Genomic DNA, 21988 nt, shown 5'->3' with positions numbered 1-21988 from the left:
CCGGTGGACATTCTCTGGACGCTGCTGACCCTGCCGTACGCGCCGGTGCGGGGGGTGACCGCCGTGGTCAAGGTGATCGCCCGGGAGGCGGAGTCGCGGCAGCGCAACCCGGTCGACGTCCGGCGCGAGCTGGAGGCGCTGGACGCGGCGGAGGCCGCCGGGGAGATCACCGCCGCGGAGCGGGACCGGGGGCAGCAGCAGGTGCTGGAGCGGCTGACCGGCGGCACCCGCCCCCGCCGGGGGGCCGGCGCGGAACGGGCGCGGCGGGTGCCGCGCGACGGCGGCGAGGGAGGTGAGCGGCATGGCGGACCGGATCCGCGGCGACGGCGGCCGGGCGCGTAGGAACGAGCCGGACGACCGGTACGACGACCGGTACGACGACGAGGAGGAGTACCTCGAACCGATCTCGGCCGCCGAGGCCGCCCGCGAGGGGATGCGGCAGATCGTCGAGCTGACCGGCCGGGACCCGGTGGGGACCACCTCGCTGAAGTCGGTGCGGGACGGCTGGCTGGTCGGGGTGGAGGTGATCGAGGACCGCCGGATCCCCGCCTCCACCGACCTGCTCGGCCTCTACGAGGTGGAGCTGGACCTGGAGGGCGGCCTGCTCGGCTACCGGCGGGTGCGGCGCTACCAGCGCGGGAAGGGCGAGGTGGGCTGATGACCGTGCAACCGCCACCGGTGGTGCAGAACTCCGGCCAGGTCCTGCCGGCCGGGCACGAGCCGGCCAACCTCGGCGACATCCTGGAACGGGTGCTCGACCGGGGCATCGTGATCGCCGGCGACATCCGGGTCAGCCTGCTCGACATCGAGCTGCTGACGCTCAAGCTCCGGCTGGTCATCGCCTCCGTCGACACGGCACGGCAGATCGGCATCGACTGGTGGGAACACGACCCGTGGCTCAGCTCGCGGGCGAGGCCGCCGGTCGAGCCCGGCCCGCGGGACCCGGAGCAGGTGGAGGCGGAGCGCCGCCCCCGGGTCGCCCGGCGGGCCGCCCGGAGGGAGGAGTGGGATGAGATCGACGGCTGACCTCGCGTCCGCCGGCCCGGCGGCGCACCTGGACGCCGGGGTGTGGCTGCACGGCGTGACGCGGGAGGCGGACCGGGCCCTGCTCGCCGCGACCGCCGGGATGGACGGCGCGCCGGTACGCGCGGTGCCGGCCGCCGGGCTGGTCGCCGTGGTCAGCACCGCGCCGCTGACCGAGTACGGCGAGGAGGCGCTGCGCCGCAACCTGGAGGACCTGGCCTGGCTGGAGCGCGCCGCCCGGGCGCACCACGCGGTGGTGGCCGCGCTGTCCCGGGCGGGCGCGGTGGTGCCCGCCCGGCTGGCCACCGTGCACCACGACGACGCCCGGGTGGCGGGCCAGCTCGCCGCCCGGCGGACCGAGCTGACCGCCCTGCTCGACCGGCTCGCCGGCCGGGACGAGTGGGGCGTCAAGGGCTACGTCGTGCCCGGCGCGACGCCCCGGGCGGCGGAGCCCGGGGGGTCGGGCGGGGCCGGGGCGGCGTACCTGCGGCGGCGCCGGGCCCAGCTCACCGCCCGGGAGGAGGGGCAGCGGATCGCCGCCGACGCCGCCGCCGCCGTGCACGCGGCCCTCGCCGGGCACGCGGTGGCCGCCCGGCGGCACCCACCGCAGGACCGCCGGCTCTCCGGCGCGCCCACCGCCATGGTGCTCAACGGGGCGTACCTGGTCGGGCAGGAGGCGCTCGCCGCCTTCAGCCGGCTGGTCGACACGCTCGCCGGGCGGCACCCGGAGATCCGGTTGGAGCTGACCGGGCCGTGGCCGCCGTACTCCTTCGCCGAGGAGCGACCGCCCGAGCCCCCGCTGACCGTGCGGGAGCCGGCGTGCTGACCGCCCGCCGCGCCGACGCGCCGACCGCCCGGGGGCCGGCGTGGTGACCACCTCGCTCGCGCCGAGCAGCGCCGACGACCCGCTGGCCTACCGGCCGGTGGCGCTGGTGGACCTGCTGGACCGGGTCCTCGCCACCGGCGTGGTGATCAGCGGCGACATCACCATCGCCATCGCCGACGTCGACCTGGTCCGGATCTCCCTGCGCGCCCTGGTCGCCTCCGTCGGCGCGCTCGCCCCGCCGGAGCTGCGGGACGCTGCCGTGCCCGGGGCCGCCTCGTCACCAGGGGCACCGGCATGACCGCCCCGGACGGCGGCCCGAACGCCCCGGGCGGCATCACCGCCTCAGGTGCCGGGACCCGCCGGGACGAGGCCGCCGAACTGGCCGCCGCGCTCGGGGACACCCGGTGGCAGCCGCCCCGGGTGACCCCGCTGGACCGCCGGCTCGCGGTCGACCGGGACTCCGTCGAGCGGGGGCTGGCCAGCCTCGTGCTCACCGTGATCGAGCTGCTGCGGCAGCTCATGGAGCGGCAGGCGCTGCGCCGCGTCGACCTCGGCGACCTCACCGAGGAGCAGGTCGAGCGGATCGGCACGACGCTGATGGCGCTGGAGGAGCAGATGACGGGGCTGCGCGAGTACTTCGGCCTGGCCCCCGAGGACCTCAACCTCGACCTGGGCCCGCTCGGCCCCCTGCTGCCCACCGACTGACCGGCGGCCGGCCCGGGAAGACCGCGCCCGTGGTCAGCTGGCGCGCTTCTCGGCGTACGCCGCGAGCCACGCGACCTGGGCCGGGTCCAGGGATGGGCGGACCCGGGAGCGGGCCGCCGCCACGTGCGCGGCGGTGACCGTGGAGGCGGTCAGCGACTCCCGCATGGCGGCCAACGCCGCCTCCCGTACCAGTGCGGCGCAGTCCGCCGCCGAGAAGCCGTCCAGCTCCGCGCCCAGCGCCGCCAGGTCCACCTCCGGCGCCAGCGGCACGTTCCGCGACGCGGCGCGCAGGATCTCCGCCCGCGCCGGCCCGTCCGGCGGCGGCACGTAGACCAGCCGTTCCAGCCGCCCGGGGCGCAGCAGTGCCGGGTCCACCAGGTCGGGCCGGTTCGTCGCGCCGACCACCACCACGTTGCGCAGCGCCTCCACCCCGTCCAGCTCGGTGAGCAGCGCGGCGACCACGCGGTCGGTCGTACCGCCGTCGCTGGCCTGGCCGCGCACCGGCGCGAGCGCGTCCACCTCGTCGAGGAAGACCAGCGTGGGCGCGGCCTCGCGGGCCCGGCGGAACAGCTCGCGGACGGCGCGCTCGCTCTCGCCCACCCACTTCGACAGCAGCTCCGCGCCCTTGACCGAGAGCACGTTCGCCCGGCCCGACCCGGCCAGCGCGGTGACCAGGTAGGTCTTGCCGCAGCCCGGGGGGCCGTAGAGGAGCACCCCGCGTGGTGGCTGCACGCCGAGCCGGGCGAAGGTGTCCGGGTAGGTCAGCGGCCAGAGCACCGACTCGGTCAGCGTCTCCTTGACCTCCGTCAGGTCGCCCACGTCGTCGAGGGTCACCGAGGCCAGCTCCAGGGTGGACGCCGCCATGGAGGTCGGCCGGACCACCTCCAGGGCGGCGGTGAAGTCGGTCATCGCGACCGTCGGCGTCTCGGCCGACTTCTGCCGCAGCGCGGCGCGCACCCCGGCCTCGCGCACCAGCGCGGCCAGGTCGGCGGCGACGAAGCCGGGGGTACGCCCGGCGACCTCGTCGAGCCGCACGTCCTCGGCGAGCGGGACCTGCCGGGTCAGCACGGTCAACTGTTCCCGGCGCAGCGCCGGGTCCGGCAGCGGGACGCCGATCCGCAGCGAGAGCAGGTCCGGGGCGCGCAGCGCCGGGTCGACGGCCTCGGGCCGGCCGGTGGTGCAGACCACCGCCGCGCCGGACCGGACGGTCTCGGCGACCACCTGGCGGAACACGGTGGCCAGCGGTCCCGGCCCGTCGGCCGGGGCGAGCGCCTCCACGTCGGTGACCAGCAGCACCGCGGGGCCGCCCGTCTGCGTCTCGGCCGCGGCCGCGCGCAGCCGGTCGGCGGCGGCCTGGTTGGTCAGCGCGGCCAACTCGGGTGCCCAGAGCGGGCAGACCCGGGCCCCGACCCGGGCGGCCACCGCGCGCACCAGCGCCGCCTTGCCGGAGCCGGCCGGCCCGGCGACTAGTACGCCCAGCGAGACGGTGGTGCCCAGCCGGCCGAGCACCTCGCGGTGGTGGAAGCCGAGGTCGAGCAGCTCGGTCAACTCCTCGGCCTGGGACCGCAGCCCGGGCAGCTCGTCCACCGACGGCACGGCCTCCTCGTCCGTCTTCGTGGCGCCGTCGCCCGCGCCGGCCCGGCTCGTGACGTCCGCGGTCGCCGGTTCACGCCGGGCCCGGTGCGTGCCGGCGGCCGGGCCGCCGGTGTCCAGGTCGGCCGCGCCGACGTGCGCCGGGCGGGGCCCGCCCCCCGGCGCGCTGCCGGCGCCGGCGGCCCGGCCGGAGCCCGCCAGGCCGGCGGCCTGACCGGACCCGCCCGCCGTGCCGGCGGCCCGGGCGACCGGCGAGCCCGCCGTGCCGGCGGAGCCGTGGGTCGCCGGGCCGTGTTCCCAGCCGACGACGGTGTCCATGGTGACCAGGGAGCCGGTGCCGGGCTCGGCGGCGACCACCGTGAGCAGGGTGCTGGTCCAGGCGTAGCCGACGCTGTTGGAGAGGCTGCGTCGGGCGGCCTCCATCAGGCTGCGTACCGAGGCGTCGGGCAGGACGTCCTGCGGCAGCAGCGACACGTCGTCCCCGGTCGTCACCACCTTGCCGAGCAGGGCCAGCCGGAGCATCTCGGGGGAGACCACGGCGGCGACCGGCGCCGGCCCGGCGATGACCACGCGGCGGGCCGCGGTGACCGGGAGGGGGCTCACGGTCACCTGGCCGCCGTCGCGGACGCCGAGGTTGCCCAGCATCAGGTCGTCGGCGTGGAGCAGGGCGGTGCTCGCGGTCGGATCGGCCGCGACGATCCCGGCGGTCACCCGCCGGCCGGCCAGGCGCACCGGGTCGCCCGGGCGCAGCGCCAGCGCGGTGAGCACCTCCGGATGTAGCCGGACGATGCCCCGTCGGGCGTCCAGCGCGGCCGGCCGCAGGCTCGCGGTCAGGGTCAGGTCGGGTTCCGCCACCGCCCGACCCTAGCTCCCGATGTCATCCGGCACCCGTCGTGCTTCGAGCCAGGCAGCCCTGCACCGCGCTCCCCACACGACGCGCTGCCTACCCGCCGGAACCGTCGTCGAGCAGGGACGGGTCGCCGCGGAGCAGTTCGGTCAGCCGCGCCGCCGGGTCGGCGCTCGGCCCCTCCCGGCCGGGCGTCCAGGCCGGCGGCGTCCTGCCCGACGTCGGCCCCGCTGGCGGCGGCGGTACGGCGGGCGTCTCAGCGCCGACCGTCACGCCCGTGCCGGTCCAGGCGATCCGCAGCGGGTACGCCTTCCGGTCGTGCTCGACCCGAATGGTGACGGCCATGCCGGGGTGGCCCACCACCACCCGGCGGACCGCGTCGGCGACCTCCGCCACCGGGTCGCGGGGCTCGCCGGCCCGCCGGGCGTCGCCCCAGCCGGGCCCGGCGTTGCGGGTCTCGCCCCGGCCGTCGGCGAGCTGCTCCGAGTGCGACGTGCGGACCCGGGCGCGGGCCCGGGCCACCCCGTCCGGCACTGCCGGCGGTGCGGCGGCCTCCCCGTCCGCCGCCCCGCCCTGGTCGGCGGCCCGCCGGCGCAGCGCCTCCTCGCGCCGGGCCAACCGGGCCAGTGTCTCGTCCAGTCCACCTCTCATCACGACCGCCCCCTTCACGTGAACGGGTCGAACCCCCCCGGCCGACCCCGGTCTTCCTCCCCGGGTGGCCCGATCGGGCATCGACCGTGGAGTCCCGTGCATCGGACCGGAAACTAACCGAACAGCGAGGGGTGGTCCGGCCGTCGAACGGTCAGCTTTCCGTCATGAGGTGCCAGGTGACCGTTCGTCCCGACACCGGCCACGCTGGGTGCCGTTCGGGAGAGTGGCATGGATGGATCGGAGGGGATTTCTCACCGAAAATCGGAATTCACGTGATCCGAATCCGTCTCTCCGGGAGGGTCGGGGACCTGCGGCGGTCGCACCGGTCCGGCCGCCGATCGGACCAACCGGACGGCCGTACGGAGGATCTCAGCCAACGCTCAGGGTTCGGGCCGTACCGTGTGCCGCATGAGATCGCCGTCGTCGGCCGCGTGGATCCGGCGTGCCCTGCCCACCCGCCGGCGCGCGGTCGCCGCGGCGGCGGCCGTGGTGCTGCTCGCCGCCGCCGTGACCTGGGCGGTGGTCCCGCAGGGGCCGGACGTCCGCGCCGAGTCGGCGATGCTGACCGTCCGCTCCGGACCGGCCGGCGACCAGCCCGTCGACCTGGACACCACGTTCTACCTGCCGGAGGGCGCCTCGGCGGCGAGGCGGGTGCCGGCGGTGCTGCTGGCGCACGGCTTCGGCGGCACCAAGGAGTCCGTCCGCGCCGACGCCGAGGAGTTCGCCGGGCGCGGCTACGCCGTGCTCACCTGGACGGCGCGCGGCTTCGGCCGCAGCGGCGGGCAGATCCACCTGGACCACCCGGACTACGAGGTCCGGGACGCCCAGCGCCTGCTGGACTGGCTCGCCGCCCGCCCCGAGATCCGCACCGACGCCACGGGCGACCCGAAGGTCGGCGTGGTCGGCGGCTCGTACGGCGGCGGCCTGGCGCTCCTCCTCGCGGCACAGGACCAGCGCGTCGACGCGATCGTCCCGATGATCACCTGGCACGACCTGTCCCGCTCCTTCCTGCCCGAGAGCACCGGCAAGCAGCCCACCGAGGGCGTCTTCAAGTCCGGCTGGGCCGGCCTCTTCTTTGGCGGCGGCGGCAACGTCGGCTCCGGGCCGGCGGGGCTCTCCGGGGCCGGCGCCACCGAGCCCGAGGGGGCGCCCGCCTCCGCCGGCCCGCCCAGCCCGGGGCCGGGCGCCGGCCCGGGAACCGGTCCGGGGCGGGCGCCGGCCCGGGCCGCCGACCCGTCGTGCGGCCGGTTCGCCGCCGACATCTGCGCCGCGTACCTGCGGATCGCCACCACCGGCCGGGCCGACCAGGCCGCCGTGGACCTGCTGCGCCGGTCCAGCCCGGCCGGCGTGCTGGACCGCATCAAGGCGCCGACCCTGCTGGTGCAGGGCGCGGCGGACACCCTCTTCCCGCTCGGCGAGGCGGACGCCAATGCGCGCGGCATCGCCGCCGCCGGCACGCCCGTGCGGGTGGCCTGGTTCACCGGCGGGCACGACGGCGGCGAGGGCCCGCGGACCGACTCGGACCGGGTGAAGTTCCTGACCGTGCAGTGGCTCGACCACTACGTCAAGGGTGAGGGCGAGGCCCCGGGGGCCGACTTCACCTGGTCCCGCATCGCCGGCTTCGACGCCCTCGACCGGGGCCTGGTGGCCACCGGCTACCGCACCGCCGACTACCCGGGCGTCGCCGGCACGGCCCGCCGCGACGTTCCGGTGGCCGGCCCGGCCCAGCCGGTCGCCAACCCGCCGGCCGGTAACCCCGCCGCCATCTCCTCGGTGCCCTTCGCCGGCGAGTTGTCGTCCCTGCTCGGCGGCGTCGCCGGGGACATCCCCGGCCAGCACGCCCGGTTCGAGTCGGAGCCGCTGACCGAGGCGGTGGACGTGGTGGGCGCGCCGACCGTGGACATCCGGGCGGCGTCGCCGACCGGCGAGGCGGTGCTCTTCGTCAAGCTCTACGACGTCGAACCCAACGGCGCGGCCACCCTGCCCAACGGCCTGGTCGCCCCGGTCCGGCTCACCGGCCTGCCGCGCGAGATCGAGGCGGCGCAGCCGGTCACCGTCACGCTGCCGGCGATCGTCCGTCGCGTCGAGGCGGGACACCGGCTGCGCGTCGTGGTGGCGACCTCCGACCAGGCGTACGCCACCCCGGTCGAGCCCACCGTCCACACCGTCGCGGCCGGCGGCGCGGTCGGCCTGCCGACCGTCGCCGGCGAGCCGATCCCCACCGCCGCCACGGTGTGGCGGTGGGTGCTGGTCGGGCTGGTCGCCGCGATCGCGGTCGGGCTCGTCGCGGTCGTGACCGTGGCGCGGCGCCGACACCGCCGCCAGGACAGCTCCGTCCACCCGGCGTACGCGGGCGTCCCGCTCGCCGTGCGGCAGCTCCGCAAGGAGTACGCGGACGGCTTCGTCGCCGTCTCCAACGTGGACTTCGAGGTGCACCCCGGCCAGGTCGTCGGCCTGCTCGGCCCCAACGGCGCCGGCAAGACCACCACGCTGCGGGTGCTGATGGGGCTGACCCAGCCCACGGCCGGCGAGATCTACGTCTTCGGGCACCGGCTGGTACCCGGCTCGCCGGTGCTGTCCAGGATCGGCGCGCTGGTCGAGGGGCCGGGATTCCTGCCGCACCTGTCCGGCCTGGAGAACCTGAGGGCGTACTGGCGGGCCACCGGGCGGCCGGCCGAGGACGCGCACTTCGACGAGGCCCTGGAGATCGCCGGCCTGGGCGACTCCGTGCACCGCAGGATCAAGAACTACAGCCACGGCATGAAGCAGCGCCTCGCCATCGCGCAGGCCATGCTGGGCCTGCCCGAGCTGCTGGTGCTCGACGAGCCGACCGACGGGCTCGACCCGCCGCAGATCGCGGAGATGCGCCGGGTGCTCCAGCGCTACGCCACCGACGGCCGCGCGGTGCTGGTCTCCAGCCACCTGCTCGCCGAGGTGGAGCAGACCTGCACGCACGCGGTGGTGGTGAACAAGGGCCGCATCGTCGCCTCGGGCCCGGTCGAGGAGATCGTGGGCGAGTCGCCCAGCGTGCTCTTCGACGTGACCGACCCAGCGGCCGCCCGCGCGGTGCTGGACGGCCTGCACGGGGTGCGGGTGCTTCCCGACGGCGAGGGCCAGCTCGTGGTGGACACCAACGGGACCGCCCGCAGCGAGGTGGTCGCCGAGCTGGTCCGGGCCGGCATCGGGGTGGACCGGGTGGTGCCGCGGCGCCGCCTGGAGGACGCGTTCCTCGCCCTGGTCGGTGAGAACTCTCGGGGAAGCGGGGACCGATGATGGCGGGGACGTCACCCACGGTGGGCGCGGCGGCGGGTTACCGGCCGTCGGCCACCCTGCCGTTCGGCGCCGAATTCCGGCGGCAGGCATCCCGGCGGCGTACGCAGCTCGCGCTCGGGTTCATGGTGCTGCTGCCGCTGATCATCCTGATCGCCTTCCAGTTCGACACGGGCGACGACGACGACAACGGGCGCGGGGAGTTCGGCAGCCTGGTCGAGTTCGCCACCTCGGGCGGGCTGAATTTCACCCTGTTCACCATCTTCGTCTCGGCGTCGTTCCTGCTGGTCGTGGTGGTGGCGCTGTTCTGCGGCGACACGGTGGCCAGCGAGGCGAGCTGGGGCAGCCTGCGCTACCTGCTAGCGGTGCCGGTGCCCCGGGCCCGGCTGCTGACGGTGAAGCTGCTGGTCGCGCTCGTCTACTCGGCGCTGGCGCTGGCGCTGCTCGCCGGCACGGCCCTGCTGATCGGCACGCTGCGCTACGGGTGGGAGCCGCTGCGCAGCACCGTCGCCGCCCAGCTCGAACCGGGGGAGGGACTGCTGCGGCTGCTGGGCGTGCTCGGCTACCTGGCCGTCGTACTCCTGGTGGTGGCCGGCCTGGCGTTCCTGCTGTCGGTGGTCACGGACGCCGCGCTCGGCGCGGTCGGCGGCGCGGTGCTGCTCTGGATCCTCTCCAGCATCCTCGACCAGATCACCGCGCTCGGCGCGCTGCGCGCGTTCCTGCCGACCCACTACGCCAACGCCTGGCTGGGGCTGCTGTCGACGCCGGTGCAGACCGACGACGTGGTACGCGGCGCGATCTCCGCGATCAGCTACGCGACGCTGTTCTGGGGCCTCGCCTTCTGGCGCTTCACCCGCAAGGACGTCACCAGCTGAGGCACCGGACACTCACGGCAGCGGCATGGAGCTGCTCGGCGCCGAGGTGCCCGACACCGGCCGGGTCGGCGTCGGGTCGGTCGCCATCTTCTTCCAGGCGCTGACCCCGATCCGGCCCGTGTTGCCGAGATCGATCGGTCCGTCCAGGTCGACGACCTGCGCGGGCCGGCCGGCGGCGGGCGCGACCTCCAGGCGCTCGCCGTTGGTGGCGACGACCGTCGGGTCGGTGACCAGGTTGCGCCAGAGCACGGCGGCCCCGGCCCGTTCGCCGGGCCGCAGGGTCAGCGGTCGGGACGGGGCGTCGAAGCCCGGCGTGATCTCCTTGGCCCCGTTGACCACCCGGACCGGTATCGGGTTGCCGTCGCCGTCGTGCAGACGCAGCGCCGGGTAGCCGTTCAACGGGTAGGGCTCCGTGCCGCAGTTGACCAGCTCCAGCCCGAGGCCCGCAGACCCATCGCGGCGTTGGAGCCCGGCGAACTGATCCGAACGCCGGATTCCGGGCACTCGGCGGCGGGGGCGCCCCCGGAATTCGGCGTTGGCGCGCCCGCTCTCGGCATCCTGCTCGGTGCCGGATCGGCCGACGGCGGTTCGGTCGCCGGGGAGCAGGCGCCGAGCAGGACGAGGCCGGCCATCGCGACCCCGAGCGCCCGTGCCGGTCCTGGAACTCCACCGCGCGAGCACGGTACGGGTCGGTGCGCGGGGGTCGCCATCGCCTGATCATCGCACCGGTGCGTCGCCGAGCCTCGGACACCCGGCCGGCGGAGGGTCCGGCGGTGCTGTCGAGCTGCCCCACCTGAGGGACCGGCCGGACCGGGCCACCCGCGCGGTGCCTGTCGAGCTGAATCGTCTACGACATCACCCGTCCCAACTTGGGCGAGGTGATCGGTGTGCGGACCCAGGCGGCGCCGAGCGGTCCGTAAGGGCATGGCGCCGGTGAGTGAGAATCGGGTATGCCCACCTCGCCCGCCGTGCCGCAGCCTGAGCCGCCCGCCGAGCCGTCGCCCGTGCCACCGGCTGAGCCGTCCACGTCCCGCTCCGTGTCGCCACCTGCGCCGCCGTCCGTGTCGCCACCTGCGCCGCCGTCCGTGCCGGCGGCTGCGCCGTCGCCCGCGCCGCCGTCCGTGCCGGCGGCTGCGCCGTCGCCCGCGCCGCCGTCCGCACCGCCACCGGAGCAGCCGTCCGGGCGGGCGCCCGGGCCGAAAGCCTGGGCCGTGCTGGCGGATGAGCGACTGCCTGGGTTTCGCGGGCTTTCGCCGAAGCAGCGCGCGGTGTACGCGACCGCCGCCGCCGTCATCGTCGTGGTCGGCGTGCTGTTCGCCTACCAGGCGAACTTCCTCCTGGACCGGTCGACGGCCACCGAGCGGGCCCGCTCGGACAGGCAGGCTGAGAAGGCGGTGGACCGTGAGCAGGCCGCGTTCGTGTCCACCGTCACTCCCCTCGACTACGACCGGGACCTGCCCGAGGCCTTCAGTGTGCTGCTCGACCGGCCGCTGACCGAAGGCGAGCAGGCCATCCTCACCGCCCTGAACGGCGACGCGTCAGAGGTGTGGGAGTTCCTGAAGCCGCTCGGCGGCCGGGTGGTCGAGCACGCGTCCTATGTGGCGCCGCTCGAGGACGGCAACGAGAACCGCGGTCACGCCCAGACGTTCGACCTGAACCTGAACAGCGATCGCGCCGCCGGACTCACGATCAACAACATGACCGCCGTCAAGGACTCGTGCCGCGTACCCACGGCGCAGACCGTCGTCACCCTTCCGCCGGCGGGCGCGGAGTCCCGGCAGGGGCTGCTGTGGGACCTGACCGGTGGGCCGACGGACAAGCCGCACGGCCCGTACGTCCTGGACGAGGGCGAGCCGCAGGAGGGTCAGCTGTACTTCCGCCGCAACGTCGTCGAGCTGGGCAACGGTCAGTCGAACATGGCGTTCCGCATCCAGCCGGAGGTGTCCACCCACACCTGCGAGTGGCACATCGTCGCCTCCTACACCGACACGACCGGTGCCCACGAGCAACGCATCCCGAGCGGCGCCGCCACGTTCACCACCGAGGCCATCCCGTCGCAGCCCGTCCAGTACTTCGAGCGTCCCCCGGCCTCGGGGTGGGGCTGCCTCGGCGCGGTGAGTCAGCAGGGTTGCCCGTCCACCGGGTCCATACGGCTACCGAGGCCACCAGCCCACCGGCCGGTTCCAGGCTGAGCTGGCCCCCGCCCGGCACGACCGGAGCCCGCGCCGGCGGATCGGCCGGCGCGGTCCTGGGCCCGGTACGACCCCCCGGCGGGACGTCAGCGGGAACGGGGCCTGCGCTTGCGGTCGGGGGAGTCGGGGGAGTCTGGCGCGGTGCCGGAGCCGACGGTTTCCCCGTCGTCGGACGCGTCGGCAACCCGGGCGTCGGTGTGGCTCAGCTCGGCCAGCGTCGTTCCCCTGAGCTGGTAGACGGCGGTACGCCGGATGCTCAGCTCGGCCGTCGGGCCGTCCGCGGGCCGGGTCAGGTAGACCACCGTCGCCCTGCCGTCGCGCACGCTGATGCTCTCCACCGGCGTACGGTCGCCGAGGTCGACCTGGGCCTGGTAGTCCGGCTCGCCCTTGACGTTGCGCCAGGCGGCGAGAGTGAAGAAGCGGCCGGTGCCGCCGCCGTCGAGCATGATCACGCCGATCGCGTCGCCCGCGCCGTCGCCGTCGAGGTCGCCGATGGCGCACGGCCGCTGCAACTCCACGGTCGTGCCGTCCCGGTCGGACCAGCGACCGGCGGCGAGGCGGATCGGGGCGGCGTACCCGCGGTAGCGGACCCGGCTGCTGCCGATCCGGGTGTTGCGCAGTTCGAGGCAGGTGAGCTGGTCGCCGGTGCGGCGGGGGGTCGGGGTCGCCCAGGCGGCGTCGACGTCGTCCCGCTTCGCGCTGGCGGGCCGGTCGGCGGACCGGTCCCGCTTCTTCCGGTTGCCCGCGGAGCAGGCGGTGGTCACCGCCAGCAGGCAGGCCATGGAGAGCGCCACCACCGGGACGAGCTTGCGACGCATTCGCGCGTTCCTTTCCGTCAATGTGCCTGCAAGGTAACGGGAGCGCGCCAGGGGCACACGACCGCTGCTGGTCGCCGTGTTCGGTCCGGGCAGGTGGGCGCGACACCCTGCTGCGCGCCCGGCGCCCCGCCGCCGGTTCCCGCTCCGCGGCAGCCTGAATCCGTACCGTCGAGGAGAGGCCGCCCCTGCGGCTCGGCGGCGACTGCAGGATCGCTCACATCCTGGGATCTGCCATCGATCCGGGCGGCGTCGGTGCTTAAACTCGCAGGTACAACTGCATACCTCATCCAGAGGGGCTGAGGGATACGGCCCGACGACGCCCCGGCAACCACCCCGCGCGCTCACCGCTGAGCGACCGACGGGGCAGGTGCCAATTCCGTCCCCGCCGCAGGGTGCGATGCGGGGAAAGATGAGAGGACCCCTCGACATGACGTCGACGTTCGCCGTCTCCGGCATCGACACCACCGCCAGCCCCGCCCGCGCCCTGGTCTGCCGAGCCTGTTCGGCCCGCTACCCGCTCGCCGCCCAGCACGCCTGCTACGAGTGTTTCGGCCCGCTGGAGGTCGACTACGACGCCGCCGCGCTGGCGACGGTCACCCGGGAGCAGATCGAGGCCGGTCCGCAGAACATCTGGCGGTACGCCGCGCTGCTGCCCGCCGGCCAGGACCCGGCGACCAGGGTCACCCTCGACCCGGGCTTCACCCCGCTGGTCGCCGCCCCGCACCTCGCGGCCGAGCTGGGCATCACCGCCCCGCTCTGGGTCAAGGACGACAGCGGCAACCCGACCCACTCGTTCAAGGACCGGGTGGTCTCGGTCGCGCTGACCGCCGCCCGGGCGCTCGGCTTCAGCCGCTACGCCTGCGCCTCCACCGGCAACCTGGCCAACTCGGTCGCCGCGCACGCCGCCCGCGCCGGGGCGCCGTCGGTGGTCTTCATCCCCGGCGACCTGGAGCAGGGCAAGGTCGTCACGACCGCCGTCTACGGCGGCGAGCTGGTCGCCGTCGACGGCTCGTACGACGACGTGAACCGGCTCTGCGGCGAGCTGGTGGAGACGGACGAGTTCGAGGACACCGCGTTCGTCAACGTCAACGTCCGCCCCTACTACGCCGAGGGGTCGAAGACGCTCGGCTACGAGGTGGCCGAGCAGCTCGGCTGGCGGATCCCGGCCCAGGTGGTCATCCCGATGGCCTCCGGGGAGCTGCTCACCAAGATCGACAAGGCGTTCGCCGAGCTGGTCGAGATCGGCCTGGTCGAGGCGCCGGCCGGCGGCTGGAAGGTCTTCGGCGCACAGTCGGCCGGCTGCAACCCGATCGCCGCCGCCCTGCACGCCGACACCGACACGATCACCCCGGTCAAGCCGACGGGCATCGCCAAGTCGCTGAACATCGGCGATCCGGCCGCCGGCCTCTACGCGTTGGAGGCGGTGCGCCGCACCGGGGGCTGGATGGAGTACGTCGACGACGACGAGATCCGCGCCGGCATCCGGCTGCTGGCCCGCACCACCGGCGTGTTCGCCGAGACCGCCGGCGGGGTGACGGTGGCGGTGCTGCGCAAGCTGGTCGAGTCCGGCCGGCTCGACCCGACCGCGGAGACCGTCGTCTTCAACACCGGCGAGGGGCTCAAGACCCTCGACGCGATCGCCGCCCAGGCCGGCCCCACCCACCGCATCAGGCCCTCGCTGCGCGCCGCCCGCGACGCCGGCCTCCTCGGCTGAGGTCCGAGGCCGGTGACCGCTCGCGGCTCAGCCGCCGGCCCGGCCCGCCCCGGCACCGGTCGCGCGACTCGCCCCGACGCCGGCCACCCGGTCCGGTCTGCCACCGGCCGGCGTCGTCGCGCCGTGCAGGTGGCGCGCGACCGTCGCGGCGACCTGACGGAAGGCGAGCACGGCGGCACGGCGGTCGTGCCGCCGGGCGGCCGCGACGAAGGGCACCGGGGCGACCTCGGACAGCTCCACGAAGCGCAGCTCCGCGAGGGGCGAGAGCCCGCGTGCCGTGCGGGGGCCCACGGCCACCACCGCCGGGTCCTGGAGGATCAGGTACGCCATCTCCGCCGGCGAGGTGACCGTCACCCCGCGCTGCTGCGGCGGGCAGCCGTCGCGGTAGTCGTTGAGCAGCCAGTAGTCGCGGATCGTCGGCACGTCCTCGATCCGGGGCATGGCCAGCGTGAGCACGTCCGCCAGCGACACCGCCGCGCCGGCGTCGGCCAGGGGATGCCGGGCGCTGAGCGCGAGGACGCGGGGCTCGGCGAACAGCACCGTCCAGTCGTGCCGTTCGGGGTCCAGCGGCAGCCGGGTGAGCGCCACGTCGATCTGGTCCTCCAGCAGGGCGGTGTACAGCCCGCCCACGGTCAGTTCGCGCAGGACCAGCCGTACCTCGGGAGCGGCCCGCTGCCAGGCGGGCAGGATCGACGCGATGAGGTCGCCCGCCCCGCCGGTGCTGAAGCCGACGCGTAGCGTGCCGTCGCCGGTGCCGACGGTGTCCCGGGCCGCCCGTACGCCGTCGGCGACCCCGACCACGGCCCGCTGGGCCGGTTCGAGCAGCGCGGATCCGGCCTCGGTGAGTCGGACGCCCGCCGGCTCCCGGTGGAACAGCGGCGCGCGCACCGACCGCTCCAGGGCGCGGATCTGCTGGCTCAGCGTCGGCTGACTGACGTGCAGCAGCGCGGCGGCGCGGGTGAAGGACCGCTCCTCGGCGACGGCGAGGAAGTACCGGAGTTGACGTAGTTCCACCATGACGATCCCCCTCGCCCGACCCCCGCGGGCATCGACGATCAGAAGATCTACCAGTACTCATAGGTCCGTCCTATGGCCCATCGGTGTCGCGTCTTGGACAGCCCTCCCGACCCGGCCGAAGAATCTGCAGGTGGCGGCACCCGGAATCTCCCGGGGTCCACCGCCGCCTGTCACATTGGCGACGAATTGCGGTCGGCCGCGACCACCCGGCCGGCACGAGAGGGGTTCCCATGAACGCAGCACCGGCCCGCGTCACCCGGGCGGCCGTGACCGCCTTCACCATGCTGGCCGCCTCCCTCGGTGTGGTGGCCCTCGGCGCCACGCCGGCGGCGGCCGGGACGCTGGACAAGTACACCGTCAGCAAGTCGTCGAGCAGCTTCGACGGCGGCTGTGTGGCGGAGTCGACCGTGAGCTACTGGCCCGGCACCGACACCGCGACGTTCACCACCACGGTCCGCAACCCGTACCTGTTCGCGGCGTGCCGGGTGAACACCCGGCTGTTCGTGCAGGGCGCCTCGACCCAGTGGACCAGCGCCACGCACTACACGATGGCGTGTGGGATCACCGACACGACGTGCGCGTCCACCCAGACCACGACCGGCACCTACTACGCCGCCACGCCGAGCCTGACGGCGTACGTGGACAGCGTCAACGACGCGCTGGAGGCGATGGGCCTGGAGCGGTCGATGACTCGCAAGAAGGCGGTCGAGTCGATCTCGATCGAGTTCAGCAAGGCGGGCTGACGCGGCGAACGGGCGGCCGGCACCCACGGGGCGCCGGCCGCCCGTTGTCGTCCCGGGACGGGGGGCCGGGAGGAACGGGGGAGGGGCGACCCACCCGGACGGGGGATCGGGTCGATCCGCCGGGTAACTGGCTTTTCGCTGTGAGTGCGGAAAACGCGCCGACAAGGACTTGACGGCAGGAACCGGGCGGCGCAAGATGCTTCGTGCGGGAGGGCGTCTCGCCGGAGACTTTTAGTTCTTGCGACCCAACGCCGGAGGCGTTGTGCGAGTGTCCCTCCCGACCAACGTCCGATCGGGCCAGCGGTTAAATCGCTGGCCCGATCGTCGTTCCCGGGCCACCCTCGGGGCATGAGCATCACGATCGCGCCGATCGACGCCGCCGACCAGACCGCGATCGACGCGGCCTACCGGATCGGGGCGGCGGCCAACGACGCCGACCTGCCGGACTTCCCACCCTTCTGCCGGCGGCGCTTCGAGGCCGCGATCCGGCACCCGATGCCCGGCAGCGCTGCGATCTGGGCGCTGGCCCGGCTCGACGGCGTACCGGCCGGCTACCTCGCGCTGGACCTGCCGCAGCTCGACAACACCGAGAACGCCAGCGCCGACCTGATCGTGCACCCGGCCCACCGGCGCCGCGGGGTGGGCCGGGCGCTGCACGAGCACGCCGTGCGGCTGCTGCGCGAGCGGGGCCGCAAGCGGGTGCTGGGGATGGCGGTCGCCGCGCTGCCCGGCGGCCCGCCCCGGTCCGGGGCCGGCGCCGCCTTCGCCGCGTCGACCGGCGCCCGGCCGGCGCTGGCCGAGATCCGCAGCCGGCTCGACACCACCCGGCTCGACCACGACGGGCTGGACGCCGCGCTGGCCGACGCCCGCACCCGGGCCGACGGCTACCGCGTCCTCCGCTGGCAGGGGCGCACCCCCGACGAGTACGTCGCCGACATCGCCTACCTCGACGGCCGGCTGATGGCCGACGCGCCCCTCGGCGACGTGGAGTGGGAGCCCGAGCGGATCGACGTCGAACGGGTCCGTGGCATCGAGCGGGCGCTGGAGGCGCGGGGGCGGCGGCGCTACCACACGGCGGTGCGCCACGAGGCGTCCGGCCGGGTGGCCGCCTGGACGCTGCTCGACGTGGGCGCCTCCGCCGACTGGCACGCGTTCCAGCAGATCACCATCGTCGACCCCGCTCACCGGGGGCACCGGCTCGGTCTGCTCGTCAAGATCGAGAACCTGCGGCACCTGCTCGCCCACGAGCCGGCCGTGCGCGCGATCGACACCTTCAACGCGGCCGAGAACAGCTACATGATCGCGATCAACGAGCAGCTCGGCTTCCGCCGGGTCGACGGCTGGACCGACTGGCAGCTCACGATCTGAGTTGTGACACGGCCCTACTGATCCTGGGGCTTCCTGTTGCATGATGGCGGGCATGACGGAGACCCCGCACCCCCTGTACGACAGGCACGCCGACACCCTGACCCGTGCGCTGACCGCGATCACGGAGCGCGGGTACTGGTCCGCCTACCCCGAGTCGCCCAGCCCACGGGTCTACGGCGAGACCGCCGCCGCCGACGGCAAGGCCGCCTTCGAGGCGTACCTCGGCGGCGACTTCCCCCTCGACCAGCCGGGCGCCGGCGACCGGGTCGCCACCGAGACCAGCCCGTTCGGCGTCGAGCTGGGCGTCCGCTACCCGCACGCCGGGGCCGACGAGCTGGTCGCCGCCGCCTCCGCCGCCCTGCCGAGCTGGCGCGACGCCGGCCCGCAGACCCGGGTGGGCGTCTGCCTGGAGATCCTCGACCGGCTGCACAAGCACATCTTCGAGCTGGCCAACGCGGTGCAGTTCACCAGCGGCCAGGCGTTCGTGATGGCCTTCCAGGCCGGCGGCGCGCACGCGCTGGACCGCGCGCTGGAGGCGGTCGCCTACGCGTACGCGGAGATGACCCGGCACCCGGGGACGGCGGGCTGGGAGAAGGCCGCCGGCAAGGGCGACCCGCTGCGGATGACCAAGACCTTCCACGTGGTGCCCCGCGGCGTGGCGCTGGTGATCGGCTGCAACACCTTCCCGACCTGGAACTCGTACCCGGGGCTGTTCGCCTCGCTGGTCACCGGCAACCCGGTGGTGGTCAAGCCGCACCCGCGCGCGGTGCTGCCGCTGGCCATCACCGTCAGGTACGCCCGGGAGGTGCTCGCCGAGGCCGGCTTCGACCCGAACCTGGTGCTGCTCGCCCCTGAGGCCCCCGGCGAGAAGCTCGCCTCCACGCTGGCCCTGCACCCGGCCGTGAAGATCGTCGACTTCACGGGTTCCACCGAGTACGGCGACTGGCTGGAGGCCAACGCCCGGCAGGCGGCGGTCTACACCGAGAAGGCCGGCCTGAACACGGTGGTGGTCGACTCCACCGACGACTTCGCCGGGATGTGCCGCAACCTCGGCTTCACGCTGACCCTCTACAGCGGCCAGATGTGCACCACCTCGCAGAACATCCTCATCCCCGCCGAGGGAATCGCCACCGACCAGGGACACAAGAGCTTCGACGAGGTGGCCGGCGGGATCGCCGCCGCGATCGGCAAGCTCACCGCCGACCCGGCGCGCGGGGTGGAGTTCACCGGCGCGATCGTCAACGACGGGGTGCTGGAGCGCCTCGACGAGGTCACCAAGGTCGGCGAGACGGTGCTGGAGTCGCGTACGGTCGAGCACCCGGCCTTCCCCGGCGCGGTGGTCCGCACCCCGACGCTGGTCAAGCTGGCGGCCGGCGACACGGCGACCTACTCGAAGGAGTGGTTCGGGCCGATCTCGTTCGCCATCGCGACCGACTCGACGGCGCACAGTCTGGAGATCCTGCGGTCGACGGTCGGCGAGAAGGGCGCGCTCACCGCGGCGGTCTACTCCACCGACGAGGCGGTCCTCGACGCGGCCGAGGCGGCGGCGATCGAGGTCGGGGTGCACCTGTCCTGCAACCTGACCGGCGGGGTCTTCGTGAACCAGTCGGCGGCCTTCTCCGACTTCCACGGCAGCGGCGCGAACGCGGCGGCCAACTCCGCGCTCACCGACGGCGCCTACGTGGCCAACCGGTTCCGCATCGTGCAGTCCCGTCGGCACGCCTGAGTCGCGGTCGGGTTTCCGGGGTGGGCTGCCCCGGAAACCCTCCCGTGTCAGGCGGAGCGGCGCATCTGGAGTTCGGTGAGCGCCGGCACGGTGGGGTGCGGCACGCGTACGCCGGTGTCGACGAAGCCCAGCCGCCGGTAGGCGCGGTAGGCCCGGTCGTTGCCGACCACCACCTCCAGCATCAGCTCGGGCCGGCCGCACTTCCGGGACCAGGCGGCCACCGCCTCGACCAGCTCGCCGAGCAGGCCGGTGCCGCGCCAGGACGGGGTGACGTAGACGGCGTAGACGACGGTCAGCCCGGGCTCCTCCGGGGTCACCGTGCCCCCGGCGTGCCCGACCAGCCGGCCGCCCGGGTCCGCGACGAACTGCGCGGTGTCCGTGCCGGCCGACACGTGCGCGATCCGGGCCGCGTAGTCGGCGTGCGGCCGGGCCGCCGCGGTGGCGAGGGTCTCCAGGAAGGCCAGCGGCGCGTCGGCGAGCATCTCCAGCCGCAGCGCCCGCATCCGGGCGGCGTCCCGGGGCCGGACCCGCCGGATCTCCGCGTGCCGGGTGACCGCCGACCCCCGCTCCGGCCCGTCCGGCGTCCTCGTCATGCCGAATGCCTACCACAGCGACGGATGACGATGCCCCTCGATCGGAATATGCCCGATTTGGGGTCGTGCGCCGCCGTCACGCCTCGTGTAGCGTGCGATTTCGGTCACCGAATGCAGCGGCCTCCCCGACCGCCGGTTCGGTGGTCCTCCGGTGCCGGTCCGCCGGCCTCCGGGGTTGTGAGACGCCGTGCAGAGTGAGGAAGTGGACCGTGGCACAGGGCACCGTTAAGTGGTTCAACGCCGAAAAGGGCTACGGCTTCATCGCCGTCGACGGCGGGCAGGACGTCTTCGTCCACTTCTCCGCGATCGAGATGGACGGCTACAAGGCGCTGGACGACGGCCAGCGGGTGGAGTTCGAGATCGCCCAGGGCCAGAAGGGGCCCCAGGCCGAGCGCGTACGCGTCATCGCCTGACCCCCGTCCGCCACGGGCCGGGCCCTTCCGCCGCCGACCGCCCCGCGCGGCGGCGCCAACGACATTCGTCGATCAGCTCCGACGGGTGAGCCGGTCGGGTGACCGCTTTCGGCACATGGGTTCGGCGGGCGGATGGTGGCGCTGTCGAGCTGCCCCGTCTGTAGGACCACCCGTCTCTGTAGCACCACGCCTCGCATCCGGCTCGGCCGCCTGCGAGGCGTGGTGTGCCCCATCTGTGAGGGCAGCTCGACAGGGGCCGGGCGGTGGCACCGGTGGGGTCCGGGTTCGGGGTGTGACCTGCGGCATCGTTGGGCGGCACCGCGGCCGGGACGGGCCATGGTCCCTGGTCGTGGTTCGTGGCCCCGGTTCGTGGCGTGGCACCCCGGGCTGCGGTACGGACGCCAGGCAGGGAAGATCGTGAGCCGGTTCAGCCGTCGCTGAGGAGGGTTCATGTCCGACCAGCCACCCCAGGGCACGCCGCCGTCGGGGGATCCCGACCCCGCCACGGCCGGCGATGCGAGCGCGCCGCAGCCGCAGGGGTGGGTCTTCCCGCCCACCGGCGGGTTCCCGGCCGGCTCCGGCCCGTACGGCGGGCAGCCGTGGTATCCGGGCGCGCCGGTCGTGTATCCGGGCGCGCCGGTCGCGTACCCGGGGCAGCCGGTCCACGGGTGGTACCCGCCCGGCCACGGCCTCGACCCGGCCGACCCGCTGGTCACGCCGCCCGGCGGCGGCGTGAGTGGCTGGTTCGACCGGTGCGTCGGCGCGGTGCGCCGGGGCTGGCGGACGCTGCTGCCGATCCTGCTGCTCACCCAGGTGCTGCCGGCCGTGGTGCTGTCGGTGCTCGCGCTGGTGGTCGACCCGTCGGCCCGGTGGGACGAGTCGATGGCCGACGACCCGGCCGCGCTGCCCGACACCTTCCTGGCCGACCTGGGCACCATGATGGCCGTGCTGATCGGCGGCGCACTGGTCTTCGGCCTGGTGCAGAGCCTCGGCTGGGCCGCCGGCACCTGGGTGGTCGCCCGGCAGGCGGCCGGCCAGCCGGTGACCGTCGGCGCCGCGCTGGGCTACGGCCTGCGCCGGGCGCCGGGCCTCTGGGGCTGGACCCTGCTGATGAGCGTGATCATCGGGCTCGGGGTGTGCTTCTGCGTCATCCCCGGCATCTACTTCGCCTTCGCGCTGAGCATGGCCGGCCCGGTCTACCTCTTCGAACGGCAGCACCCGATCGGCCGCTCGTACCGGATGTTCCACGACCGGCTGGGCCTGCTGCTCGGCCGGGTGGCGCTCGTTGCGGCGGCGGTGATCGTCGGGGGCGGGGCGGCCGGCCTGGTGGAGGGCATCGGCTCGCTGCCGTTCGGCGTCACCCCGCTGGAGTCGCCGGGCACTGCGGTGGGCGCGATCGCGGTGGCGGTGCTCGGCGGGGTGCTGGGCCTGCCCACCCACCTCGCCCAACTGGTCGGCCTGGTCGTCACGTACGCCGAGCAGCGCGCCCACGAGGGGCCGGTGGACAGCGCGCGGCTAGCCGGTGAACTCGGCTGAGCGGGGCGGTCGTGCTTGCACTCGGCAGGGGAGAGTGCTAAACAAGTCATTGGCACTCGCATACCGTGAGTGCCAATG

Annotated in this window: 20 protein-coding genes, 2 pseudogenes and 1 riboswitch; of the genes and pseudogenes, 15 read left to right on the top strand and 7 right to left on the bottom strand. The window is 74.8% G+C overall.

Annotated features, from left to right (window positions below; all coding sequences use genetic code 11):
• Positions 1–3: 3 nt before the first annotated feature.
• Genes ACZ6Q9_RS18980 through ACZ6Q9_RS18955 form a run of 6 tightly spaced genes read left to right on the top strand, consistent with a single transcriptional unit; the run spans position 4 to position 2554 of the window.
• The gene (locus tag ACZ6Q9_RS18980; protein WP_393264612.1) at positions 4–342 is read left to right on the top strand and encodes a gas vesicle protein GvpG; all 339 of its coding nucleotides are present in this window, start codon (positions 4–6) and stop codon (positions 340–342) included.
• A complete protein-coding gene (locus ACZ6Q9_RS18975; RefSeq protein WP_393264614.1) occupies positions 302–658 on the top strand; it encodes a gas vesicle protein GvpO in 357 nt (118 codons plus the stop codon). Before ACZ6Q9_RS18980 ends, ACZ6Q9_RS18975 begins: the two co-directional genes overlap by 41 nt.
• Positions 658–1026 (top strand): gas vesicle protein GvpJ, encoded by a 369-nt coding sequence (gvpJ, locus tag ACZ6Q9_RS18970; RefSeq protein WP_357462087.1) that lies wholly within the window; start codon positions 658–660, stop codon positions 1024–1026. The genes ACZ6Q9_RS18975 and gvpJ overlap by 1 nt, the downstream gene beginning before the upstream one ends.
• Positions 1010–1849, top strand: coding sequence for a GvpL/GvpF family gas vesicle protein (locus tag ACZ6Q9_RS18965; protein ID WP_393457195.1), 840 nt, complete (start codon positions 1010–1012; stop codon positions 1847–1849). Before gvpJ ends, ACZ6Q9_RS18965 begins: the two co-directional genes overlap by 17 nt.
• A gap of 43 nt (positions 1850–1892) precedes the next feature.
• The gene (locus ACZ6Q9_RS18960; RefSeq protein ID WP_393457198.1) at positions 1893–2147 is read left to right on the top strand and encodes a gas vesicle protein; all 255 of its coding nucleotides are present in this window, start codon (positions 1893–1895) and stop codon (positions 2145–2147) included.
• Positions 2144–2554 (top strand): gas vesicle protein K, encoded by a 411-nt coding sequence (locus ACZ6Q9_RS18955; protein ID WP_393264621.1) that lies wholly within the window; start codon positions 2144–2146, stop codon positions 2552–2554. Before ACZ6Q9_RS18960 ends, ACZ6Q9_RS18955 begins: the two co-directional genes overlap by 4 nt.
• Before the next feature lie 33 nt (positions 2555–2587).
• Here ACZ6Q9_RS18955 and ACZ6Q9_RS18950 read toward each other — a convergent pair.
• From ACZ6Q9_RS18950 to ACZ6Q9_RS18940, 3 genes and pseudogenes are all read right to left on the bottom strand, one after another.
• Positions 2588–4303, bottom strand: a pseudogene (locus ACZ6Q9_RS18950) (AAA family ATPase); the annotation flags it as partial.
• 111 nt (positions 4304–4414) lie between these two features.
• A pseudogene (locus tag ACZ6Q9_RS18945) lies at positions 4415–5002 on the bottom strand (AAA family ATPase); the annotation flags it as partial.
• 88 nt (positions 5003–5090) lie between these two features.
• Positions 5091–5645 carry a hypothetical protein gene (locus tag ACZ6Q9_RS18940; RefSeq protein WP_393457462.1) on the bottom strand — a complete coding sequence of 185 codons (555 nt, stop codon included), beginning with the start codon at positions 5643–5645 and terminating at the stop codon, positions 5091–5093.
• A 408-nt stretch (positions 5646–6053) separates the two neighbouring features.
• Between ACZ6Q9_RS18940 and ACZ6Q9_RS18935 the strand changes: the two genes are divergently transcribed.
• Both ACZ6Q9_RS18935 and ACZ6Q9_RS18930 read left to right on the top strand, forming a co-directional pair.
• Complete coding sequence (locus tag ACZ6Q9_RS18935; protein WP_393457201.1) at positions 6054–8918, top strand: alpha/beta fold hydrolase; 2865 nt, start codon at positions 6054–6056, stop codon at positions 8916–8918.
• Complete coding sequence (locus tag ACZ6Q9_RS18930; protein ID WP_393457204.1) at positions 8915–9790, top strand: ABC transporter permease; 876 nt, start codon at positions 8915–8917, stop codon at positions 9788–9790. Before ACZ6Q9_RS18935 ends, ACZ6Q9_RS18930 begins: the two co-directional genes overlap by 4 nt.
• Positions 9791–9802: 12 nt before the next feature.
• Here the strand turns inward: ACZ6Q9_RS18930 and ACZ6Q9_RS18925 are convergent, their stop codons facing one another.
• Entirely contained in the window at positions 9803–10189 is a 387-nt protein-coding gene (locus ACZ6Q9_RS18925) for a DUF4232 domain-containing protein (protein ID WP_396829119.1), read from the bottom strand.
• An 869-nt stretch (positions 10190–11058) separates the two neighbouring features.
• Here ACZ6Q9_RS18925 and ACZ6Q9_RS18920 point away from each other — a divergent pair.
• Positions 11059–11982, top strand: a complete 924-nt coding sequence (locus ACZ6Q9_RS18920) for a hypothetical protein (RefSeq protein WP_396829118.1) — start codon at positions 11059–11061, stop codon at positions 11980–11982.
• An 86-nt stretch (positions 11983–12068) separates the two neighbouring features.
• Here ACZ6Q9_RS18920 and ACZ6Q9_RS18915 read toward each other — a convergent pair whose 3' ends face one another.
• Positions 12069–12800: a hypothetical protein gene (locus tag ACZ6Q9_RS18915; protein WP_393264633.1), complete on the bottom strand. Its 732-nt coding sequence runs from the start codon at positions 12798–12800 to the stop codon at positions 12069–12071.
• Positions 12801–13080: 280 nt separating this feature from the next.
• Positions 13081–13216, top strand: a riboswitch (SAM riboswitch).
• A gap of 11 nt (positions 13217–13227) precedes the next feature.
• Between ACZ6Q9_RS18915 and thrC the strand changes: the two genes are divergently transcribed.
• Positions 13228–14514, top strand: coding sequence for a threonine synthase (gene thrC, locus ACZ6Q9_RS18910; RefSeq protein ID WP_363700823.1), 1287 nt, complete (start codon positions 13228–13230; stop codon positions 14512–14514).
• A 27-nt stretch (positions 14515–14541) separates the two neighbouring features.
• Here the strand turns inward: thrC and ACZ6Q9_RS18905 are convergent, their stop codons facing one another.
• Positions 14542–15531 (bottom strand): LysR family transcriptional regulator, encoded by a 990-nt coding sequence (locus ACZ6Q9_RS18905; RefSeq protein WP_396829117.1) that lies wholly within the window; start codon positions 15529–15531, stop codon positions 14542–14544.
• A gap of 230 nt (positions 15532–15761) precedes the next feature.
• Between ACZ6Q9_RS18905 and ACZ6Q9_RS18900 the strand changes: the two genes are divergently transcribed.
• The 3 genes from ACZ6Q9_RS18900 (at position 15762) to paaN (ending at position 19368) form a co-directional block, all read left to right on the top strand.
• Positions 15762–16274: a hypothetical protein gene (locus ACZ6Q9_RS18900; protein ID WP_393264640.1), complete on the top strand. Its 513-nt coding sequence runs from the start codon at positions 15762–15764 to the stop codon at positions 16272–16274.
• Between the two features lie 348 nt (positions 16275–16622).
• Positions 16623–17642 carry a GNAT family N-acetyltransferase gene (locus ACZ6Q9_RS18895; protein WP_393264642.1) on the top strand — a complete coding sequence of 340 codons (1020 nt, stop codon included), beginning with the start codon at positions 16623–16625 and terminating at the stop codon, positions 17640–17642.
• A gap of 52 nt (positions 17643–17694) precedes the next feature.
• Positions 17695–19368 carry a phenylacetic acid degradation protein PaaN gene (gene paaN / locus ACZ6Q9_RS18890; protein WP_393264644.1) on the top strand — a complete coding sequence of 558 codons (1674 nt, stop codon included), beginning with the start codon at positions 17695–17697 and terminating at the stop codon, positions 19366–19368.
• A gap of 47 nt (positions 19369–19415) precedes the next feature.
• Here paaN and ACZ6Q9_RS18885 read toward each other — a convergent pair whose 3' ends face one another.
• Entirely contained in the window at positions 19416–19961 is a 546-nt protein-coding gene (locus ACZ6Q9_RS18885) for a GNAT family N-acetyltransferase (protein WP_393264646.1), read from the bottom strand.
• Between the two features lie 209 nt (positions 19962–20170).
• Here ACZ6Q9_RS18885 and ACZ6Q9_RS18880 point away from each other — a divergent pair, with 209 nt between their 5' ends.
• Both ACZ6Q9_RS18880 and ACZ6Q9_RS18875 read left to right on the top strand, forming a co-directional pair.
• A complete protein-coding gene (locus tag ACZ6Q9_RS18880; RefSeq protein WP_013288855.1) occupies positions 20171–20374 on the top strand; it encodes a cold-shock protein in 204 nt (67 codons plus the stop codon).
• Between the two features lie 450 nt (positions 20375–20824).
• Positions 20825–21910, top strand: coding sequence for a hypothetical protein (locus tag ACZ6Q9_RS18875; protein ID WP_393457219.1), 1086 nt, complete (start codon positions 20825–20827; stop codon positions 21908–21910).
• Positions 21911–21988: the final 78 nt, after the last annotated feature.

It is taken from the genome of Micromonospora sp. NPDC049139, assembly GCF_055586845.1.
This window is presented reverse-complemented; position numbering and strand designations above follow the sequence as displayed.

What these genes read in the sequence shown, in the direction of transcription:
- ACZ6Q9_RS18975 (WP_393264614.1), top strand. Translation starts at nt 302, where the DNA reads ATGGCGGACCGGATCCGCGGCGACGGCGGCCGGGCGCGTAGGAACGAG.
- gvpJ (WP_357462087.1), top strand. Translation starts at nt 658, where the DNA reads ATGACCGTGCAACCGCCACCGGTGGTGCAGAACTCCGGCCAGGTCCTG.
- ACZ6Q9_RS18965 (WP_393457195.1), top strand. Translation starts at nt 1,010, where the DNA reads ATGAGATCGACGGCTGACCTCGCGTCCGCCGGCCCGGCGGCGCACCTG.
- ACZ6Q9_RS18955 (WP_393264621.1), top strand. Translation starts at nt 2,144, where the DNA reads ATGACCGCCCCGGACGGCGGCCCGAACGCCCCGGGCGGCATCACCGCC.
- ACZ6Q9_RS18940 (WP_393457462.1), bottom strand. Translation starts at nt 5,645, where the DNA reads ATGAGAGGTGGACTGGACGAGACACTGGCCCGGTTGGCCCGGCGCGAG.
- ACZ6Q9_RS18935 (WP_393457201.1), top strand. Translation starts at nt 6,054, where the DNA reads ATGAGATCGCCGTCGTCGGCCGCGTGGATCCGGCGTGCCCTGCCCACC.
- ACZ6Q9_RS18930 (WP_393457204.1), top strand. Translation starts at nt 8,915, where the DNA reads ATGATGGCGGGGACGTCACCCACGGTGGGCGCGGCGGCGGGTTACCGG.
- ACZ6Q9_RS18915 (WP_393264633.1), bottom strand. Translation starts at nt 12,800, where the DNA reads ATGCGTCGCAAGCTCGTCCCGGTGGTGGCGCTCTCCATGGCCTGCCTG.
- thrC (WP_363700823.1), top strand. Translation starts at nt 13,228, where the DNA reads ATGACGTCGACGTTCGCCGTCTCCGGCATCGACACCACCGCCAGCCCC.
- ACZ6Q9_RS18905 (WP_396829117.1), bottom strand. Translation starts at nt 15,531, where the DNA reads ATGGTGGAACTACGTCAACTCCGGTACTTCCTCGCCGTCGCCGAGGAG.
- ACZ6Q9_RS18900 (WP_393264640.1), top strand. Translation starts at nt 15,762, where the DNA reads ATGAACGCAGCACCGGCCCGCGTCACCCGGGCGGCCGTGACCGCCTTC.
- ACZ6Q9_RS18895 (WP_393264642.1), top strand. Translation starts at nt 16,623, where the DNA reads ATGAGCATCACGATCGCGCCGATCGACGCCGCCGACCAGACCGCGATC.
- paaN (WP_393264644.1), top strand. Translation starts at nt 17,695, where the DNA reads ATGACGGAGACCCCGCACCCCCTGTACGACAGGCACGCCGACACCCTG.
- ACZ6Q9_RS18885 (WP_393264646.1), bottom strand. Translation starts at nt 19,961, where the DNA reads ATGACGAGGACGCCGGACGGGCCGGAGCGGGGGTCGGCGGTCACCCGG.
- ACZ6Q9_RS18875 (WP_393457219.1), top strand. Translation starts at nt 20,825, where the DNA reads ATGTCCGACCAGCCACCCCAGGGCACGCCGCCGTCGGGGGATCCCGAC.